Raw genomic sequence first — 20421 nt, 5'->3', positions numbered from 1 at the left:
TTTAAGCCCATCCCTTGAAGGGATGGGCTTTCCCGGCGACTTTCAATAATTACCAAGTTGTGTTTGTTATTAATCAGTTGTATTTGGGAATACTTACTACATGATGCAGTGGCTTTCACAAGCAACAGACATCTGGATTCAAAATAAAATCCCTGTTTATTCGTTCAAATCTATGAACAAGGTACGGCTGGCGCTGATGATGCTAATTTTACTAGGAAGCATCTTTGCGAATAAAAATCTCATGGCGGTTACTGATGCCTCAAGGCAACTCGAAAACCGGAAATTAACCCAAATTCGCAACCAAACACCTTCCAGTGCCCCTGTACTACTAGGACTCTATGCCCCAGATTATCTAGGAAATCAAAGTACAATTGACAGCCAATTACGTCAAGTAGATCAATGGGTTGGTAAGCGCCATTCTATTGCTGGATTGTTCTTGGATATCGAGGACTCAAATCCTGCTTACAACATCCCAGTGCCCCTAGAACAACTGAAGCACAACGGATACACAGCTTTTATTAATCTCAAATCTACTCGTTCAGCAGCGCAGATTGCTAGGGGAGACGTAGATAGTTCTCTACAAAAAGTGGCAAAAGCCTACGCTGATTGGGCAAAGAAAGGAGAGGGACGGATGGCGTTTATCGCGCCGTTGCAAGAGATGAACATTCCTGGAGAAGCATACAGCCAAGACCCGCAGAACTTCAAGTTAGCTTATCAACGCATCCAAAAGATATTTAAAGAGGCTGGTATATCTTCACAGGCAATCCGTTGGGTATTTGCACCTAATGGTTGGAGTAAAAAAAATGAACATCGCTTTGAAAACTACTATCCTGGGGACAAGTCGGTAGATGTTGTTGCCTTTAGTTCGTACAACTGGGGGTATTGTAATAATTCTTCTTGGAAACACTGGAATAGCCCAAAAGAAGTTTTTGAACCATATATCAAGCGGATGAAGGCTATGGCTGGCAGTAAGCCGATTTTCATCGCTCAAACAGCTAGTACGAGTAATACGCAAAATGGTTTACAAAAGGGTGCCAAAGATCGATGGTTACAAGACTCTTACACTCAACTTGCTGGGATGGGTGTAAGAGCCATCCTTTACTTCAATATTAATAAGGAATGTGATTGGGCAATTAACAGTAATAGTGGTAAATCTGCTGGTTATAAAGACGCGGTAAATAATCCGGCTTTCGGCTATTTATCGCCTACGGAATTGGCAAAGAAGATATAAATGGCAACAAGCGGCATCAAAAGCATGATTTTGCAATCAGTTTTGTACGCAACGACAAATCAACAACCCCTGCTTTGTCCAATTACGGCGACGTGGCAATGCTCTCCTACTCCATCTACGATTATTGCTGCCCCTGATAACTTTAATCCTGATGTCCAAACACCATCGCCACAAACCGTTCCAGAATCGAATGCTCCTACACTCACACCACTACCGCTAAAACCAAAACCGACACCACCAAAACCAACAGCTACACCAGATAAACCTATTATTCCAACGCCCACAACTTCTTTACCACGATTGACCCAAGAAGCGGATCGAATTGCTGCTAAACAGGCTTGGAAATATTTTGAGCGGAACTGGAATCCCCAAACAGGTTTAGTAAATTCGGGAGACAACTTACCGTGGACAACTTGGTGGGATCAGGGTAGCGCCTTATTGGGAATTCATGCAGCTTACCAATTAGGGTTATTGCCGAAAGACGTTTTCCAAAAGCGGATGAACACATTGCTAGAGACGTTGGAAAAACTGCCGCTACCACCAACTGGTTTACCCAACAAAGCTTATAGCACCCGGACTGGCGAAATGCGCCAACTCAATGACACCCCCGATCCCAAGGGTATAAGTGGTTGGTCAGTTTTAGACATGGCGCGATTTTTATTAGGATTGCATATTATGCGATCGCATTATCCAGAATATAGCGATTCGCCTAAGGGCGACAGCTTCGCTTCACGGATTAATCGCATCGTCGCTCGCTGGAATCTATCGAAACTTGTCAAAGATGGTTGGTTAAATGGTGCTATCCCCAGAGCAGGCAAACTTCTCGAAGTGCAGGAAGGCCGATTAGGCTACGAGCAATATGCTGCCCACAGTTTAAAGCTGTGGAATATTCAAGCTACTAATGCTCTCTCTAATCCACCAGTAAAGACGGTTCAAGTGGATGGTATTACTCTGCAAGTCGATCGACGGAATCTAAAAAACTCTGGGGCTACTAACTACCTAACGAACGATCCTTATTTACTTTGGGGTTTAGAAATGGGTTGGAATGATGCTGTTAAACCTCAAGTGCAAAATCTTTTGAAAGTGCAATTACAACGATTTAAGCGCACTGGAATTTTAACTGCTGTAAATGAAGATTCTTTGGATCGTCTCCCTTACTTTTTGTATTACAGCGTCTACTCCAATGGTCAATCTTGGCAAGCCGTTAACACTAGCGGAAAAGCCTATCCCCAATTGCAGTTTGTGAGTACGAAAGCGGCATTTTCTTGGTTTGCGCTCATGCCAGATGACCCTTATACGAAAAGACTGCGAGATTTTGCTCAAAATTTATCCGACAAAAATCGCGGCTATTTTTCAGGACGATATGAAAATCCCAAACTAGGTATTAATGCTTCAATTGACATTAATACAAATGCGATCGTTTTAGAAAGTTTGCTTTACCAAGCCAGAGGCGGACATCCACTAGTGCTTGAAACCATGAGCCAGGGGAGGCAGCAGAAATAAAAATAAAAATAAAAAATTAATAACTTCTAACTCCCAATTCAGCATTTTTTACCATTGCATTATCCTTTTACATTAATTACTGGTACTAAGATGACTTCAGTTTCTATTAGCGATAATTCCTCAAACTTTTCTGGTAACAGTCGCTCATTACTCAAAAAAAGAACGCTGTTATTTCGCTACCTGGCAGAAATAAATTTAATTTTTGGAATTTGGTATTTGGAATGGCGCATTACCCATTCCATTAATTTTGATGCACTGTGGATCTCTATCCCTTTGCTAATAGCAGAAATTTATAGCTATTTCGGCGGCGTGATGTTTGTGATTGGGTTATGGCGACCTTTAGTGAGACAGGTTAAGTCTCTCGACCAGATGACTCCACCTCTACCGAGATCCGACTGGCCAACAGTGGATGTGTTTGTAACCTGCTACAACGAGCCGCCGGAAATTGTAGAAGAAACTGCCAAAGCTGCTCTGACAATGGATTACCCGCCAACAAAGTTATGTGTTTATGTCCTAGATGATGGCAACTCGGCTGATATGCGGGCGATGACAGAAAGATTGTGTATTGAAGATTTGCAGTCACCACAACTACAACAAGAAGCAACTCGGATTGATGCAGAACACTCTTATTTGTTGCAGCGCCTAAAGCAACTGGAAAATCTCACACCTAACACTCAAGCCGCAGAAAAATGGTTGCAAGAATCATCATCAGAACCAGTGGTGAACCAGTTTGCTACTGAATTTGTGCAAAATCTACGCCAGTTTATTCTTTGGCTACCTCCGACTCATCAAAGTATAAGCGATCGCCTCACTACCGAACGGAAAGCCTTAGAAGAAACTATTCGGAAAAAAGAACTAGAACTGTTGGAACTCTCCCGATTTCGCTACATTGCTCGTCCTAAAACTCCTGGCGTAGCGCATCATGCTAAAGCAGGCAACATCAATTATGCAATTTTTTCTGGAGAAACAGCAGGGACTTTTATTGTTACTTTAGATGCCGATCACATTCCCAAGCCAAATTTTCTCAAGCGAGTTCTGCCTTATTTCTACGCCTATAATCTTTCAACCGGAAAATACGACCAGAATCAAATTGCTTTTGTCCAGACTCGCCAGGATTTTTATAATATTCCTCCAGGCGATCCTTTTGGACATCGAGCAAATTTATTTTATGGCCCGCTTCAACAAGGTAAAGATGGCATGAATGCTGCGTTCTATACGGGCACAAATGCAATCTTGAGGCGTGAGGCATTAGTTAGTGTAGGACTGCAAAATTTTGCTGATGAATTTGCCAAAGATGAAAAACGTTTAGATGAATTTGATTTAGTCGGTGGGGTATCAAGTAATAGTATTACAGAAGATATGAATACAGCCATGCGTCTGCATAGTGCTGGTTGGAAATCAATTTATCATAATGAACTTTTAGCACAAGGTTTAGCGCCAGATGACTTGAGTTCTACTCTTAAGCAGCGACTACGCTGGGCACAAGGAACTATCCAAGTGCTAGTTAGGGAAAATCCACTGACAAAATCAGGGTTAAGTTTTTGGCAAAGGTTGCAATATTTCAAGACGATGTACAGTTATTTCTCTGGTTTTGCAACTTTAGTGTTTATTTCTTGTCCAATTATCTATTTTTTCACGGATATTGTTCCAGTTAAAACCTACGGATCTGATTTTGCCATCCACTTTTTCCCAGCTTTTATTATCAACCGTTTGACCTTCTTAGCAGCCACTTGGGGCATTCCAGCTACAGAAGTTTGGCGCTCTGAACAATATGCGATCGCTTTATTTCCCTTGCTAATCCAAGCCGTCTGGAGTGTGTTTACAGGACAAAAACTCAATTTTCAAGTCACACCTAAGCAGAGGCAATCTGGTATTTATCTCCGGCTAGTTTGGCCGCAGTTAGTTATCTTTATCCTTACTATCCTGGGGATATTATGGAGTCTTTACCGCTTTGCAATTGGTCATCTAAATAATCCTTGGGTTCATCTACTCAATGGTGGGTGGGCTATCTATAACTTGTTACTTTTATCTGTTATCATCCGTGCATCAGTTTGGCAACCTCCAAAAGAAGTCTAAGAGAATGTTTGAAAAGTCCTATTGTAGGTATCAAAACGTTCTAGATCCCCCTAATTCCCCCGATAAATTGGGGGACTTTTATTCCGGTTCCCCCTTTTTGAAAGGGGGATCGCTAAGTGCCTAAAATCACGGCGAAATAACTTTTCCAACATTCTCAAAGAGAGATATCGGAAAAAGGAAAAGAACTCCTAACTTCCTTATAAATCTAATCTAGGAAACATAACTATGAACACTGATTCAGACTCAAAAAACTTTGGTCAACGAACCGTCTTAACAATTTATGCTCATGCTGATGATGAGGTTCTACCTGCTGCTGGCACTCTCAGTCTCATGTCCAAGGCAGGATGGAATATTCGTTGCTTAATTTTGACTGATGGCAGTTTTTCCAGTTCGCCTATTAAGGGTACACGTCATCAAGAAGCGGATGCAGCAGGTAAAATCATCGGTGCAACTTACGAGTTTTATGCACTGGAGGAATATAATTTTTCAACCCAAGCAGTGATCAAAGTTACCGAAGAAGCTATTAGGCGTTGCCAACCCGATCTGATTATTACTCATGCACCACAACCGGAAAAATATGGACATAGAGATCATGAAGTGTGTGCGATCGCAGTTTCTAATGTTGCTACCCGCAAAAACATAACTTTGTGGTATTCCGCTCCACCTGTTTTTTTGCGTGGTTTTGAACCCAATTTTTTTGTAGATATTACTTCTGTAATTGAGGAAAAAGTTGCAGCTATCGGTTGTTATGAATCAGAACTCAATAAAACATTTATGCAACTTGATGCCATACTAGTTTTATCTCGTTTTTGGGCACGTGAGTTAGGTCAAAAAGATGGTTACTTTGAAGCTTTTGAAATTTCTAGGCAATGTGTAGATGCTAGCTTTTTTACCGCAATAGCTAATAATCATCAAGCAATTAAACACAGCTAACTGCATAAAAATTACAAAATAATTTCTGTCTCTATTGCAGTTTTTCTAATGTCAATGCCAAAATAGGATTACATTTTTTTAATCAATAAATAGGACAAAATCATGAGTTTAAGTGTGAAAGTACTAGAATTATCTGGGATTTTAGATGGTATTAGAGGTAATGAACTGCGTCGTGAAGTTAGCGGTATTGTGGCAAACGGAGCCGATATTTTGTTACTTGACATGAAAGAAGTAAAATTTATCGATAGCTCTGGTTTAGGTGCTTTAGTATCAGCAATGCAAATAACGCGAAATGCTAATACTAAACTTTTTATCTGTTCGATCGGCGATCAAGTCAGGATGTTGTTTGAACTGACTAAAATGGATAGAATTTTTCAAACTTTTGCCGATCAAGATGAATTCAATCGCCAAGTATTGGCAACGCAATAAGCTATGACACAATACTAAGGTTGAATGTGCAGACTTGAATATACTAACAAAAGTTAACTTTTACCAAAGATAAGTCATCATCAAGATTATCTTGAGCATTTAAGGCGAGAATATTTGCTAAGAGTTCATTGAGGCTATAGGTATCTTTCTGGCTATATTTCGTTAGCAAGTCAATGAAAGCATCAATACCCCAAATTTTACCATCTGACTGATTAATTTCATAAGCACCATCACTAAAGATGTACAGAGTGCTGTTTTCTTCGATATCAAAAACAGCATCTTCAAATTGCACATCAGGTAAAAAGCCAATTGGTAAATCTAAAGAACTTAGCTGTTTAACTTGGATGCTTGTTGTAGAGGTATTAGATAACAGTAAAGCTGGTGGATGTCCGGCGTTGGCATAAATAAGTTGACGTTTAAGGCGGTGATAAACTCCATACCAAATTGTGAAGTATTTATCACCGTGCTTTGTCATTTGGAAGGCGTGATTGAGGGCTTTTAGGACTGCACTGGGTTGGCAAAAGTTAGTATTCGGTAGAGATTGCGATCGCAAAACATTTAGGACGGATACAGATAGGAGGGCTGAACCTACTCCGTGACCTGATACATCCAACAAATAAATTGCCAAATGATCCTCATCGATCCAATGATGATCGAAGCAATCGCCCCCTAGCTGGGCTGAGGGAATAAACAGATTTTCTGTAGTTACTGTTCCTACAAGCGGCGAGGGTAAAAGCGATCGCACATAATCAGCAGCCTCAGCTAATTCTGCTTCCAAAATTTGCTTTTGGGTTTGTAAGTCTTGATTTAGTGTCTCCAAAGCTTCTTTTCGACTTTGTAAATCCTGATTTAGCTGGTGTAATCTTAGTCCTGCTCTTACCCGTGCTTTCAATTCATTCATCTCTATAGGTTTAGAGATAAACTCATCTGCTCCAGCGTCAAGTCCTCTAACTCTATCTTCCTCTTCTCCTCTAGCTGCCCCCCTAGCCGTCAATAGAATAAAAAAAGTAGTTGCCAACTCTGGATCTGTTCTAATACGACGACACACTTCTAACCCATCTACCTGGGACATCATCCAGTCACAGACGATCAGAGCCGGATGTAGTAATTGTGCTTGTGTAATTCCTTCCTCGCCATTACTAGCTACAGTGGTATCGTAACCCTGATTTTGGAGTGTTCTTTTCAGTACTGCTCGCACTATAGGGTCATCATCAATAACCAGAATTTTAAACATAAATTACAGTTGACTAAGTAAAATGATTGGTAAATAGTTGCTTTAATTTAACTTATATGCAATTTAGTTTTTAATGTATAGTAGAAATACTCAAATTAAATAAACTAATGAACGAATATGATGATTTAAAAATATTTTCTTGGTTAAAAAGTGAAAAACAAAATTTATCTAAAAGTCAATACAGACCTGACAGCTTCACCTCAAGTTTTAGCTTGGTTTGAGCAAATAAATCAACCACCTATTGCCGATCGACAAATTTGGTGGCAATGTCAAACACTGATGATGGAAGGCTTTACTAATATTGTTGAACACGCACACAGAAATTTACCTATTGAAACTCCTATTGAGATAGAAGCTGTGCGGTTAAATGAATTTATAGAAATTCGCATTTGGTCTAAAGGTGAACCCTTTGACTTAGAGCAGCAATTGCAAGAAACATCTGAATTTGAGGAAAATGAGCAAGAGCGAGGGCGGGGTTTAAAAATTATGTCCGCCATTGCCGACAAATTGAGTTATGAGCCGACAGTGGATAATCGTTGCTGTTTATTTATTAGTAAATCTTACTAAAGTTATAACAGTAATTAGGAGTTAGGAGTCCTGATTAAAAATTCTTGGATACGTTTCAAAAACTCTTCTAAGCCTAAAATTAAGTTATTAGTACCTCGATCCTCTTGGTTATAAGCTAGTTGTTCTAGTTTTTCTGCTAACAGATGCATCGTTATAGCTCCAATATTGACACTAGCACCTTTAATTTGATGTGATTGAAGCGCTATTTGGTCAAAATCATGAGATGCGATCGCTATTTTAACTGCCTCTAGCCGAGGTTGAATATCTTCAATAAATATTTGCAGTAGTTCTAATTCAAATTCTGGGTTGTTTTCTGAGAGTTGATGCAAGCGTTCCCAATCAATTGGGAGGTCAACTGAACCTATATTTGTTGTAGAAACTGTCCGATCTAAGATATCTGTTTCTTCTACTCTGAATATCATCCTTGCCCAATGCTCTAGAGTCGCCGCCAATTTTTCTTTCATTACTGGCTTGCTCAAATAGTCATCCATTCCTGCATCTAGGCACATTTGTTTGTCTTCTTTCATCGCATTAGCTGTCATCGCAACTACCACAGGACGACGACCGCTAGCAAAGTTACTTTCTTGCCAACGATGAATTTGTTTTGTGGTTTCTAATCCGTCGAGAATTGGCATTTGGCAATCCATTAGAATTAAATCGTAAGGAATTTTTTCTAACAGATGCAACGCTTCTTTGCCATTATTTGCAACATCAGCACTATAACCCAGGCTTTGGAGTTGTTTCAAGGCTATTTTCTGATTCACCAGATTATCCTCAGTTAAGAGAATTCTTAATTTAGGCAAGTCAGAAGGACGATAATCACAGTTATTTTCAGAATTTATCACTTGTAACTCCTGTACTGACGCAAGGACTTGCGCCCCTGCTGACTCTTTTGGAATAACAGAAGCGGCAATCGTAAAGTAAAATGTGCTACCTGTATTGAGTTCACTTTCAACCCAAATTCTGCCGCCCATTAACTCGCACAGTTGCTTGCAGATAGCAAGACCTAACCCAGTACCGCCATACTGTCGAGTAATGGAGGAGTTTACTTGACTGAAGGCTTTAAATAAACGTTCCAGGCGATCGCTCGGAATACCGATGCCTGTATCTTTAATACTAAACTGAATCTCGTCAGTATTTGCAGCAGAAGAGCGATTAATATCCTTATTATTGCGGATGATAACCGAAACTTCTATACTTCCAGTCTGAGTAAATTTAATAGCATTACTGAGTAAATTAATCAAAACTTGGCGTAGTCGGGTGATATCTCCCACAATCGTAGTAGGAAGTTTAAGAGTATCTAAAAATGTAATTTGTAAACCTTTTTCTCTAGCTTGAGGCGCAAGTAAATAAAAAGCTTCATTAATGCAACTTTGCAAAATAAAAGGTTCCTCTTCTAGTTCCAAATTACCCGATTGTACTTTAGAGAAATCAAGAAAATCGTTAATAATTTTGAGTAAGGAATTTCCACTGCTGTAAATGATTTCAACAAAGTCTTTCTGCTGACCAATCAATCCACAATCTAGTAACAAACTGGCCATCCCAATTACCGATGCGATCGGAGTCCGAACTTCATGGCTAATCATTGCTAAGAATTCTTGTTTAGCAAGTTCTGCCTGTTTGCGTTCAGTCATGTCTCGCAAAATGTAAACATAGCCTTGAAAATGCTCAATTTCTGTCTTAACAATTGAGTAGGAAAAAGCTACGGAAATTGTTTTTCTACTTTTGGTATAACAAACAGTTTCTACCTCTTTTCCTAAAGGATTTTGGTCTGGATTTAGGAATGTCTCAATATTTTCAATATTTCCTATCTCTAATTTATAGCTATCGACTTCTCTAATAACTTTGGTGATAGGTTGACCGATGAGTTCTATTTCGTCATATTCTAACAATACTTGTGCAGCTAGATTCAGTTTTTTTATCTTTCCTGACAGTGTTGTTACCAACAATGCATCTGCCATTGATGTCACAATTTGGTCAATATATTGTTTAGAAGCCTTTAAATTACGTAATAAAAGATTTGCTTCATTTGCACCTTGAAATAAAGATTGCTCAAGAACCATCCTTTCTGTGGAATCTTCTACAATAATGATGAGGGGATTGATAGAAGAATTTTCTTGTATATTCTTAGTAATGCGAATATCAATATACAAAGGAGAAGTCGCATCTTGCGAGCGCATAATTCCCTTTAATTCAAAATTATCTTGCTCGCCATGTCGAATTGCATCAAAAATATCTTCAAGTCCCTCTAATTCGGGAAACACAATCCGAACATCCTCACCTTGCTTGACTTCATCAGGAATGTTGGTCAAATGATTTAGTCCAACAGATATCTCTACAATTTTCAGGTATTCATCAAGTATCAAATATTCAATCTTGCATACAGATAATATATTTGTCAACAATGAGTTCATTTTACTAAATTAAACTATGGGCTAAGGTTTTAAATATCTCATCAACATTATTGCCAGTTTTAGCTGAAGTTATATATGTGTCTAATATATTAATTCGATTGGTAAACTGATACGTTTTACGAATGTTTTCTAAGTATTCACTCGCAATCATATCTGATTTATTCAGTGCAACAACAATATAGCTTTTAGGATTAACAGCTAAAAAAGTTTGAATATGCTCCCCTATATGATTGAGTGTTTCTGGTTGTGTGACATCACCAACTATCACAGCACCTTTAGAACCTTGAAAATAGTTTTGAGCAACTGCCTTAAACTTATTACTGCCTTCAATATCCCAAATTAGCAACTGTAAATTTTGCCCATCATCCAGGTCTTTTGTAGAAACATTAACTAATTTACGAGAAATTTTTACCCCTACAGTTGAAAGATATTCATCGCTAAATTGACATTCTACAAATTTGCGAATTAGACTAGTTTTACCAACCCCAAAATCACCAAATAAACAGACTTTTTTAGAAATTGTAGACATAATTGAATAAACGTAGGTAGGATAATATAAATCAGAGATATTTTAACTTAAATTTGCTTGTTTATCGCTTCTAGAACTACACAACGGCTTAACCATAAGGGATGAGTTGGATCAATTCCTGGTGGTAAACTTGTCCTACCAATAACCTGTAGACGAGATGGCTCAATACCTAATTTAATCAGTGCTTGTTGTACAGCTTTTGCTCGCGTAAGTGCCAAATTTTGAGATGTGTTTGTACCAGTATGGTCATAACTATAACCAATAATTTTTAAATGTTGATTTGGGTGCTGATTGAGGAAAGATTTGACCTGTTGAACCTTGTACCCTAAATTCGTTTTAATTAAATTTGCTGAGTCGGGTTGAAAATAAAATCTAACTTCAATTCGCAGAGGTTCTACTTGCACCGCGCTAGATACAAATTTTACGCCTGGAATTTGCTCAAATGCATGAGCAATAATCTGAGCATCTGTAATCCGATTGACAGTACCTTCCACAACTACTTTACCAGCGCTATATTGAGCGGAAATAGCTGTACCATTCGTTTGGTTTAAAACTGTGGTAACTCGTTTAACTTCAGCAGCAGCTAACACAGGATCTGCTGGTACTTCTACTAATAAAATTTTATTGTCAATCAACCAATGGGGGGAAGTTGCTTTAACAATTTGCTCGGCTTTCTGGCGAAGAAGTTGATTAGGTAATAGTCCTGTTAATTTTAATTTATTGTGTTCTACCTGCACGTTGAGCCGATATACGGCTAGTTCTGGAACAGAAGTTAGAGCTAGCGAAGTTTTACTTTCAATAGAACGGATGACTCCACTATGGTGTTGCCAAATGCCCCAAGGAATGAGAATGCTGCTGATAACTGTTAAACCTAATATTACTAACGGTGATAATTGATTATTTTTCTTTTCCGGTGGAATATCTGTACCTTTAAGTTCTTCTAAAACTGTATGAACTTCAATAGGGATTGTATCTGGATCGCCGTCAAATTGTTCAATTAGATCGCCATACTTTTTAACTATTTGACTAAAAGTTTGCCGCATTTTTAGAATAAAGCTTTTGCTAGTGTCTCCTTGGACAACGAGCGCTAAATAACAATATCCGGCAACTTCTAAAATTATTTTGGATGTACCGTATTCAATTGCGTCTAATTCTGTTATGGTTCCAGATTGATTGATGCAATCATTGGCAAAGCTGCGAATCGCCGTCAGCATTCCTGCTACCATATCAGCCTCTAGCTGCTGTGCATCAGAGCGTTGAATATCTGAGATAACTAAACCAGATGCTTTATGAATCAAGAAAATTGCTTTAATTGTAAATGGGAGAGCTTCTTTAAAAATTAATTCTGCTTCGGAAACTCCCTGTAACTTGGCACGAATTTTACGCTTTATCCCTTCAACACTAAGGGTTTCTTCAACTTGTCGGTTAATTGCACGGATTGTCTCTGCCATATATTTGGCTATGGTACTACCAATAATTGGGTAGAGTGCATCCACAACAATATTCTGTTCAATTTCAATTTGCTTTTTTATAGCTCGTCCCATTGCAGGAGCGATCGCATCTGAAACTTCCTCTGGAGCCACAATAATCTGCTGAGTAATAGCTAGGGGAATAGAAGGTGCGATCGCTTCACTCATGCTAATTTTATCCTGCTCAGTGCGACTGCGAATAGTTTGATCGATAATCGGGGCAATTATCTGTACAATTTCCTCTCTAGACTCTGCAATCTTCAACCTTAAAAGCTCAGAAATACATGGAAGGAGTAAATTTATTAGCTCTTTAGGTTCGTAAATTTGATTCTCTATTTTTATTAAATTTTGTTCAAACTTAGCTACAATATTATTTATTTGTGATAATTCATCTCCGACTAATATATCTTTTAACTTTTGCAATGCATCATGTGAATTATCTGTATTTTCCTCAAAAGTTGCAAATAGCTCAATAGATTTCTCTAATTCGTCTTCGACAAATTTTGCTGAATTAGGTGCATTTTGACGAGAATTAAAAGTCGATTCTAAATAAGCCTCACAGATTTCTATTGTCACTGGAGTGAGTTGCAATGTTTCAAATTTTGTTGTAGTCAAATGCTCATCACCACGATCGGTTTCAGATGAAAATGAAGAAAAAGATTGCTCAGGTGGTTCGATAATTTTGAGTTCGACAAGTAGATGCACTAAATTGTCAATTTGTATAGCTTCTTCTGGCTTTAACTCAACAGATTGAGAAATTAAATTTTCCACCTGAGTCATATCAGTAAGTTTTGTCTTTAAAAGTGCTGAGTTGAGAGTTAGGAGTGAAGAATTGTCTCTTTCATCTTCCTTTGCCTCTTGAGTTGATTACGAATGTAATTCTGCTGTACTGTTAGAGTGAGTTGACACTTTTGACAACTTTGTAGTTTCTAGAAGCGGTACAGCAGTATAGTTGTCGTTGTGTTCATCGGCTGCTTCTCGTAATTTAGGAATAAATTCAGTTTCTTTTAGGCGCATTCCCAAGGCAAACAAAGTTTCAGCCATATCGTCTTTAGAAACTTTAGTGTCTGTTAACTGCGAGAAGCGTCGATCTATTTCTTCTAAAATCAGATCCCGTAATGCTGTGACATCATCTTGTAAATGGACTTTAGTTTGAAAGATTTCATCTCGAATTGAGTTAGTTTGGTTATCTAATGTTTCATCAAGGGACTGAACACTGCTAGAGAACTTTTTATTGAGTCTATCAACCTGTTGCCGTAAGTCAAGAGTTTCTTCTTGAGTTGTCAGGTTGAGTGACTTCAGCTTTTTATCCAGCGCCTCAAACCCTGCTTTTAGTTCAGCCGAAAAGTTAGACTTGAGTTGTTCCACATGCGATCGCATTTGTTGTTGCAACAGAGATATGTCTGACTCCAGCTTGCTAAATCGATTTTCGTACTCTCTTAGCTGTGTTCCCAAAATAATATCGCGGATCTGATCGATATTGCCAAGCCGTTCTCGTACATCGTCTTTACTCATCTGACTCATCAGAAAAACCTCACTTTTCGGGAATTTATTGGGGATAGGAAGTATGAATTGAACTGGCATTTAGGCTAAAGGTTCTCAGCATAAGATGCAGCTAACTCACCGAACCTACATTTGGTACATCAAAGTTATTATTCCCAATTATTCACAAGTTCTATCTTAAAAATAGGAAATGGATAATGAGAAATTTAGAATAAGTATTTTTCATGCTTAATCATAGACAAATATTACTTTTGATAAGTTAATAAATATTATTAACCTATCAAACTTTTGGGTTATTATCTTCGCCGCTCAAAAATTCTTGAATGCGTTTCACAAACTCTTCTAATTCCGAGATTAAGTTAGTACTACCTCGACGCTCTCGATTGTAAGATAATTTTTCTAGTTTTTCTGCTGCCAGATGCATAGTTGTCGCTCCAACATTAGCACTAGCACCTTTGATTTGATGGGCTTCTTGCGCTATTTGCTCAAAATTATGAGTTGCGATCGCTATTTTAATTACCTCTAGCCGAGGTTGAATATCTTCAACGAATATTTGTAGTAGTTCCAATTCAAATTCGGGATTGTTTTCTGAGAGTTGATGCAACCGTTCCCAATCAATTGGGAGGTCAACTGAACTTGTATCTGTAGAAGAAACTGTCTGCTCCAAGTTATCTGTTTCTTTTACCATGAATATCAGACTTCCCCAACGCCGTAACGCCGAGGCCAATTTTTCTTTGATTACTGGCTTACTCAAATAGTCGTCCATACCTGCATCTAGACACATTTGTTGGTCTTCTTTCATCGCATTAGCTGTCATCGCAATTACTACAGGACGACGACCACTAACAAAGCTGCTTTCTTGCCAACGATGAATTTCTTTTGTGGTTTCTAAACCATCGAGAACTGGCATTTGGCAATCCATCAGAATTAAATCGTAGGGGATTTTTTCTAATAACTGTAAAACTTCTTTTCCATTACCGGCAACATCAGCGCTATAACCCAGGCTTTGGAGTTGCTTCAAGGCAACTTTCTGATTCACCAGATTATCTTCAGCTAAAAGAATTCTTAATTTATGAGAGTCATAAGTCGGAAGGCGGCAGCTATGAGAATGATTGTTGCTGTTGTTTTCGTAATTTTTCAGTATTAACTTCTGACCCCTCAATTCTGATTCCTCTTGTTCCAACTGCGTTCCTAAAATAGTCATGATGGTATCGAGGAGTCGGGACGGTTTAACAGGTTTGACCAAATAAGCAGCAAATCCTATTTTTAGCGCCCGTTGGATTTCATCGCGTTGATTAGTAGAAGTAAGCATAATCATCGGTAGCCCAGCGATCGCTGAATTTGCCTTAATTTGTTCTCCCAAGGTCAGTCCATCTATTTCTGGCATCTGCATATCAATCACAGCAATGTCATAAAGATTTTTTTGTTTGGCAGCCTGCTGAATAGCTTTGAGTCCAATACTAGCCGAAGCAGCTTGATCTACCAACATCCCCCAACGGGTAGCTTGATGGTAGATGATTTTGCGATTAGTGGCATTGTCATCCACCACTAACAAGCGCCGATTAGTCAGAAGATCGCGATCGCCCTTGACGCTGGCAAAGCGATCGCTTTCTGCGGGAATCGGGTGAAGTTGTTGGGGGAGAGTTACTTCAAACCAAAATTTAGATCCTTTCCCCAACCGACTTTCTACGCCAATTTCTCCTCCCATCAAGCTTACTAGTTGCTTGCAGATGGCTAATCCCAAACCTGTGCCGCCATATTTACGGGTGATGGAAGCATCTACTTGGGTAAATGGGGTAAAGAGTTTGGATTGGTCTTCAGGGGTAATGCCAAGACCGGTATCTGTAATGGAAAAATAAATGGTGGCTGTAGTAGAAGTTTGCGATCGCAATTCTGCTCGGACTACTACCTCTCCATTGCTGGTAAACTTGATCCCATTGCTAATCAGGTTCATGAGAATTTGCCGCAGACGGCCAGCATCGCCTTGGAGATGGGTGGGAACGTTGGGATAGATTAATGCTGCAATTTCTAATCCCTTATTATGGGCTGGGGGAGCCAATAATTCCAACACCTCTTCTACACAGATAGATAAGTCAAAATCTAGAGTTTCGAGTGCCATTTCCCCAGCTTCAAGCTTGGACAGATCCAAAATTTCGTTGATTAGGCTTAAAAGAGCATCTCCACTAATGCGAATTGTTTCGATAAAATCCTGTTGCTCCGCGTTTAGGGGAGTTTCTAACATTAAGCCTGTCATTCCCAACACAGCATTCATCGGAGTCCGAATTTCATGACTCATGTTTGCCAAAAAGGCACTTTTAGTTTTAGAAGCTAATTCAGCTTGTTGGCGGGCAACTTCGAGTTCTTTTCGCTGTTGAGTTTCTGCATATAACATTTGGGCTTGGGCTAAGGCAATACCGACTTGATCGGCTATTTGGCGTAAAAGATGAGTTTCAAAGCTAGACCATTGGCGAGAATTGCCGCACTGATGGACAATCAACAAACCGCAGAGTTCTTCTTTGACAAGAATGGGTATAACCAAATTGGATTTAACCGCAAATTGTTCCAGTAATTCTACATGCCTTTTTTGGACTTCTACTATATCTAAGTCAGCAAGCCCCAGATTGCGTTTTTGACGATACTGCTGTAGATAGTACTGCTGTGCATATTCCGCTTGAAAGTAAGCATCGGTGAGCTTTTTCTCTTTAATTGCTAGCCAGCCAGAAAGTACTGCCTCAACCACAGTGCTTTCAGATCCATCTGCCAAGGGTTGATAAATCAAAACTCGATCGCTATGGAGAATTTTTTGGACTTCCGTAACACTGATTTGGAGAATTTCTTTGATTTGCAAAGACTGACGAATCTTCAGGGTGATTTCAGTAAATAGTTGCGATCGCAAATTTTGGCGTTGGAGTTCTTCTTCTGCTTGCTTGCGCTCAATAAACTGCCCTACTTGTTCGCCAATAGAATTCATCACTTTAGCCAAATCTGAGTCGGGTTGCTGAATTTCATGGCTAAAACAGGTAATGACACCAAGAATGTTTTTACCACTATGGATCGGAAACCCAAAAGCCCCGTGCAGTTCTGCTTGGGCAGCGATTTGAGAGCGGATGAAATCGTTATCTTTAACTACATCAACGATCCAAACAGGTTCAGCACTTGCCCAGACACGACCGGGTAGGCCAATTCCTGGTGCAAAGGTGGTCTGCTGACTAAGGATTTCAAATTCTTGCATCTTGGAAGATAGTTTATACCAAGAATTTAGTAAATATAGTAGATTTACTCGCTGATTTACCATCCAAATTTCACTGAAATCCCATCCCAAACTCTCGCTGATTCCTTGCAAGATTTGGGGCATGGCTTCGTTGATTGTAGTGGACTCTGCTAGGACACGTGTTGTAGAATACTGGGCTTTGAGATGCTGTTCTACTCGTTTGCGTAGACGAAGCTCGTCGTAGACATCGCTGATGTCAACACCTGTGCTGACGATGTATTCAATGCTACCATTTTCGTCTTGTAAAATAGCATTAGCCCATGAGATCAGCCGCCGACTGCCATCCTTTGCTACCCAATAGTTCTCATATTCTTTAAGTCCTTCACCAGTTCGCAACTGCTCAAAAACTGCTTTAACTGGTTCTACTTCTTCAGGAATTAGAAACAGGTTCCAGAAATGCCTTCCTCTCACCTCATCAAATGAGTAACCAGTTGTTTGTTCGCAAGCTTGATTGAAGCGAACGATTTGCCCTTGTGTATCCAGGACTATTACCAAAGCACTGGCTGTATCAAGGACTGCTGAAATAAAGTTGCGTTCTTGGTTGAGTGTTTCCTCTGCTAATTTACGTTCTTTTACCTCCCGATAAATGAAGTAGTAGACTATGGCCAGAATCAGAAAACTTAGGCAAATAGCGATCGCAAGTGTCAATACTGTGTTGTTTGCACTAGCTTTTGCAGCTTGTGATTGCTGTTGAAGCAACCTTTTATCCTCATTCTCTATCTCATTAATGACTTTGCGAATATCATCCATGAGATATTTTCCCTGATTTGTCTGGATTACCTGCAATGCTGCCTCGAATCCCTGATTTTGACGCAGGTATATAGTCTGCTTGAGGATGGCAAGCTTTGCAGCTATCAAAGATTCAAGGGTTGCAAACTGCTTTTCTTGGCTAGGTTGATCTGCAATTAAATCCTTCAGTTCGGCAATTTTTGGATCGATGTTTGCAACTACTGCTTGATAAGGTTCCAGATAAATTTCTTGTCCAGTCAGGATATAACCGCGTTGTCCAGTCTCCGCATCCTTCATCTCGGACAGTAATTCTTCCAGTTTATTGATTTTCCCTTGGGTTTTTTGTACCTGATTACTAGTATCAATCAATATACGTGTGTTTTGATAAGAAATCACGCCAATCAAAACTAAAATTGCTGATGCTAACCCAAACCCTCCAGCTACTCTTTTAAAAAATTGTTTCCGTCCCTTCTGTGCCTGTTTGTGTGTATGATTCGCCAATACTAAACTTGCTAAATTGCGCCGCATTTCTAATTGCTTGATTACTTGACGACCTAGAATTCGTAATGCTTCAACTTGTTCTGGCGACAAGTTTCTTGGCACATGGTCAATTACACAAAGCGTTCCTAGTGCATATCCTTCTGGGTTAGTTAGCGGTACACCAGCATAAAACTGAACATTTGGATCGGAGGTGACTAGGGGGTTTGTCGCAAATCTTTCGTCAAGTGTGGCATCAGGTACAACAAAAACCTCCGGTTGCAGAATCGCATGGGCGCAGAATGCCAAATCTCGCGGGGTTTCTAGGGCATCCAAACCAACCTTGGATTTGAACCACTGGCGATCGCTATCAACTAAACTGATTAGGGCAATAGGAGTTCCACATATATATGAGGCGAGACGCGTGAGATCGTCAAAGGCAGCTTCCGAGCGAGTATCGAGAATCTTATACTCCAAAAGAGATTCGATTCGCTGTTTTTCATTATCAGGTAATGGTGCTTTCATTCTTCAGCCTTATCCCATTTTGGATTTTAGATTCTGGATTTTAGATTATTTATCGGGTTTACCTCCTGCCTCCTAAAATCTGACCCGCAATTGTCCTGTCAAGGAATTACCACCGTATGCACTTCCCCCGGTTTCTTGATTTCGGACATTACTAAAGCTATAGCCAAGGTCTGCCTCTATACTTGGTGAAACCTTTACCGTACAGCGCGTTTGATAGGTATGGGCATTGTCAAACTCTCCTTTAAGTCGCTGCTGTCCTAAGTTGGCAGCGAGGCGACAGCGTAAGAAATTAGCAATATCTCCTTCCCAAGCCACCTCAGCGTTGTAAACTAGAAAATCAGGTGGGGAGAAATAGCCACTTGTGCGTTCTAAATCGCGATCGAAACTCCAACTGAATAAGTTAGCAGCTAGAGAAAACTGTCCAAACTTGCGCTCTAGCCGACTAAATGACTGCACCTCAGAATTACCATCGTTGTAACTACCCAAACGCAATGATGAAAAGAAACTGGTTTTACGGTCAATCTGCCAGTATAAATCAGGCCCAAATCGCCAAGCAGTAATTTGATTTTCTAAAGTTCGGGCATTGGATTTATAAGGCCCTTGTTCTAAATTACCTGATAGTACTACTACCGAGAGCAATTGGCCAGATGACGAAACTTGCGGCGGCGAAATGGGAGCCTCCACCTTAGCATTCAGATTAATAGCTGTAGGTAAACGATTGAAGACATCGACTCCGGCTGCTGTTTGCAGAGTCACTTGCCCAATTTTTCCTTGCCATCCAACTTGCAAGGGGAAATTTGTAATTGATTCAACACCACGTTGCTCAAAGAAGTTAAAACCTGTCTTGAAAAATATTTTATTGCCATTACTCAATCGAAACTGAGCCGTTGGTTCAAAAAAGAAGTTGGTTTGGCCAAAGTTATCTGTCTCATAGCTATAGTCTGTATCAATGCTTTCCAAAACTGCATCCGGCGTTCTTGGTTCGGTGGAAGTTTTTGGTGGGCTAGAATTCTGGGGTGGTTCGGGTAAAGCTGGCGGTAATTGCAAATCAGGATTGAAGTTTTCGGGTGCCGCCATCAAAATAGGTGTTGACTCAGGATTTATTTTGGTGACTCCCTCAGTCAATTCTGAAGGTGATTTCCATATCTGATGTGCTTGGGCAGCTTGTAACTTAACTTCTGAGAATGTCCAAATCCCTACGCTACAGATTACTCCCAATTGAACCTGTAGGCATCTCCAAATCAACCCAGTGTACGACCTATGTTGAGAAATAAAGAGATAAACTATAAAACTATCTGCCATTGATCGATACTATAGTTGTAAAAAATTGCTGCCAAAGAGTTTCTGGCTGCTAGCTGATGTATTAGGCTTGGGATTATGATGCCCAAAATAGATGCTTGTTAAGACATGGCAAAGAAAAAAGGCTTTACTTTTATAGGGCTGTTCCCTGACTGTCTAATTAGTATTTTTGGCGAGTAAGTAGTGGGCGAGAAGAATTTGATATATATGAAGAAATATAAGTTGGAAGTAG

Annotated in this window: 13 protein-coding genes; 6 read left to right on the top strand and 7 right to left on the bottom strand. The window is 39.6% G+C overall.

What is annotated here, in order from left to right:
- The first annotated feature begins 100 nt into the window (after window positions 1–100).
- The 5 genes from CDG77_RS06630 (at window position 101) to CDG77_RS06610 (ending at window position 6172) form a co-directional block, all read left to right on the top strand.
- A complete protein-coding gene (locus CDG77_RS06630; protein ID WP_223269722.1) occupies window positions 101–1231 on the top strand; it encodes a hypothetical protein in 1131 nt (376 codons plus the stop codon).
- On the top strand, window positions 1232–2734 hold the full coding sequence (locus CDG77_RS06625) for a DUF3131 domain-containing protein (protein WP_094328609.1): 1503 nt from the start codon (window positions 1232–1234) through the stop codon (window positions 2732–2734). It begins immediately after the preceding gene.
- Between the two features lie 90 nt (window positions 2735–2824).
- Window positions 2825–4810, top strand: a complete 1986-nt coding sequence (locus CDG77_RS06620; RefSeq protein ID WP_094328608.1) for a glycosyltransferase — start codon at window positions 2825–2827, stop codon at window positions 4808–4810.
- Window positions 4811–5035: 225 nt separating this feature from the next.
- Window positions 5036–5743: a PIG-L deacetylase family protein gene (locus CDG77_RS06615; RefSeq protein ID WP_094328607.1), complete on the top strand. Its 708-nt coding sequence runs from the start codon at window positions 5036–5038 to the stop codon at window positions 5741–5743.
- Window positions 5744–5845: 102 nt separating this feature from the next.
- Window positions 5846–6172: an STAS domain-containing protein gene (locus CDG77_RS06610; protein ID WP_094328606.1), complete on the top strand. Its 327-nt coding sequence runs from the start codon at window positions 5846–5848 to the stop codon at window positions 6170–6172.
- A 43-nt stretch (window positions 6173–6215) separates the two neighbouring features.
- Here CDG77_RS06610 and CDG77_RS06605 read toward each other — a convergent pair whose 3' ends face one another.
- Window positions 6216–7406 carry a SpoIIE family protein phosphatase gene (locus tag CDG77_RS06605; RefSeq protein WP_094328605.1) on the bottom strand — a complete coding sequence of 397 codons (1191 nt, stop codon included), beginning with the start codon at window positions 7404–7406 and terminating at the stop codon, window positions 6216–6218.
- A gap of 150 nt (window positions 7407–7556) precedes the next feature.
- On the opposite strand from CDG77_RS06605, the gene CDG77_RS06600 reads away from it, so the two are divergent.
- Window positions 7557–7973 (top strand): ATP-binding protein, encoded by a 417-nt coding sequence (locus CDG77_RS06600; RefSeq protein WP_094328604.1) that lies wholly within the window; start codon window positions 7557–7559, stop codon window positions 7971–7973.
- A 14-nt stretch (window positions 7974–7987) separates the two neighbouring features.
- Here the strand turns inward: CDG77_RS06600 and CDG77_RS06595 are convergent, their stop codons facing one another.
- From CDG77_RS06595 to CDG77_RS06570, 6 genes are all read right to left on the bottom strand, one after another.
- Window positions 7988–10387, bottom strand: a complete 2400-nt coding sequence (locus CDG77_RS06595) for a hybrid sensor histidine kinase/response regulator (protein WP_094328603.1) — start codon at window positions 10385–10387, stop codon at window positions 7988–7990.
- Window positions 10388–10391: 4 nt separating this feature from the next.
- Window positions 10392–10916 (bottom strand): Rab family GTPase, encoded by a 525-nt coding sequence (locus CDG77_RS06590; protein WP_094328602.1) that lies wholly within the window; start codon window positions 10914–10916, stop codon window positions 10392–10394.
- Window positions 10917–10963: 47 nt separating this feature from the next.
- Window positions 10964–13165: an OmpA family protein gene (locus tag CDG77_RS06585; protein WP_094328601.1), complete on the bottom strand. Its 2202-nt coding sequence runs from the start codon at window positions 13163–13165 to the stop codon at window positions 10964–10966.
- An 87-nt stretch (window positions 13166–13252) separates the two neighbouring features.
- The gene (locus CDG77_RS06580; protein ID WP_094328600.1) at window positions 13253–13909 is read right to left on the bottom strand and encodes a hypothetical protein; all 657 of its coding nucleotides are present in this window, start codon (window positions 13907–13909) and stop codon (window positions 13253–13255) included.
- Window positions 13910–14168: 259 nt separating this feature from the next.
- The gene (locus CDG77_RS06575) at window positions 14169–18890 is read right to left on the bottom strand and encodes a response regulator (protein ID WP_094328599.1); all 4722 of its coding nucleotides are present in this window, start codon (window positions 18888–18890) and stop codon (window positions 14169–14171) included.
- Between the two features lie 72 nt (window positions 18891–18962).
- On the bottom strand, window positions 18963–20192 hold the full coding sequence (locus CDG77_RS06570) for a hypothetical protein (RefSeq protein WP_094328598.1): 1230 nt from the start codon (window positions 20190–20192) through the stop codon (window positions 18963–18965).
- Window positions 20193–20421 lie beyond the last annotated feature (229 nt).

Origin of the sequence: Nostoc sp. 'Peltigera membranacea cyanobiont' 213 (assembly GCF_002245975.1) — a bacterium.
GTDB lineage: Bacteria > Cyanobacteriota > Cyanobacteriia > Cyanobacteriales > Nostocaceae > Nostoc.
The sequence above is the reverse complement of the archived record's forward strand: the minus strand, read 5'-3'. Positions and strand labels throughout refer to the sequence as shown.

Excerpts from the sequence above, each read along its gene's own strand:
- CDG77_RS06625 (WP_094328609.1), top strand. The coding sequence starts at position 1,232 with ATGGCAACAAGCGGCATCAAAAGCATGATTTTGCAATCAGTTTTGTAC.
- CDG77_RS06605 (WP_094328605.1), bottom strand. The coding sequence starts at position 7,406 with ATGTTTAAAATTCTGGTTATTGATGATGACCCTATAGTGCGAGCAGTA.
- CDG77_RS06620 (WP_094328608.1), top strand. The coding sequence starts at position 2,825 with ATGACTTCAGTTTCTATTAGCGATAATTCCTCAAACTTTTCTGGTAAC.
- CDG77_RS06630 (WP_223269722.1), top strand. The coding sequence starts at position 101 with ATGATGCAGTGGCTTTCACAAGCAACAGACATCTGGATTCAAAATAAA.
- CDG77_RS06590 (WP_094328602.1), bottom strand. The coding sequence starts at position 10,916 with ATGTCTACAATTTCTAAAAAAGTCTGTTTATTTGGTGATTTTGGGGTT.
- CDG77_RS06615 (WP_094328607.1), top strand. The coding sequence starts at position 5,036 with ATGAACACTGATTCAGACTCAAAAAACTTTGGTCAACGAACCGTCTTA.
- CDG77_RS06580 (WP_094328600.1), bottom strand. The coding sequence starts at position 13,909 with ATGAGTCAGATGAGTAAAGACGATGTACGAGAACGGCTTGGCAATATC.
- CDG77_RS06575 (WP_094328599.1), bottom strand. The coding sequence starts at position 18,890 with ATGAAAGCACCATTACCTGATAATGAAAAACAGCGAATCGAATCTCTT.
- CDG77_RS06595 (WP_094328603.1), bottom strand. The coding sequence starts at position 10,387 with ATGAACTCATTGTTGACAAATATATTATCTGTATGCAAGATTGAATAT.
- CDG77_RS06585 (WP_094328601.1), bottom strand. The coding sequence starts at position 13,165 with ATGACTCAGGTGGAAAATTTAATTTCTCAATCTGTTGAGTTAAAGCCA.
- CDG77_RS06570 (WP_094328598.1), bottom strand. The coding sequence starts at position 20,192 with ATGGCAGATAGTTTTATAGTTTATCTCTTTATTTCTCAACATAGGTCG.
- CDG77_RS06610 (WP_094328606.1), top strand. The coding sequence starts at position 5,846 with ATGAGTTTAAGTGTGAAAGTACTAGAATTATCTGGGATTTTAGATGGT.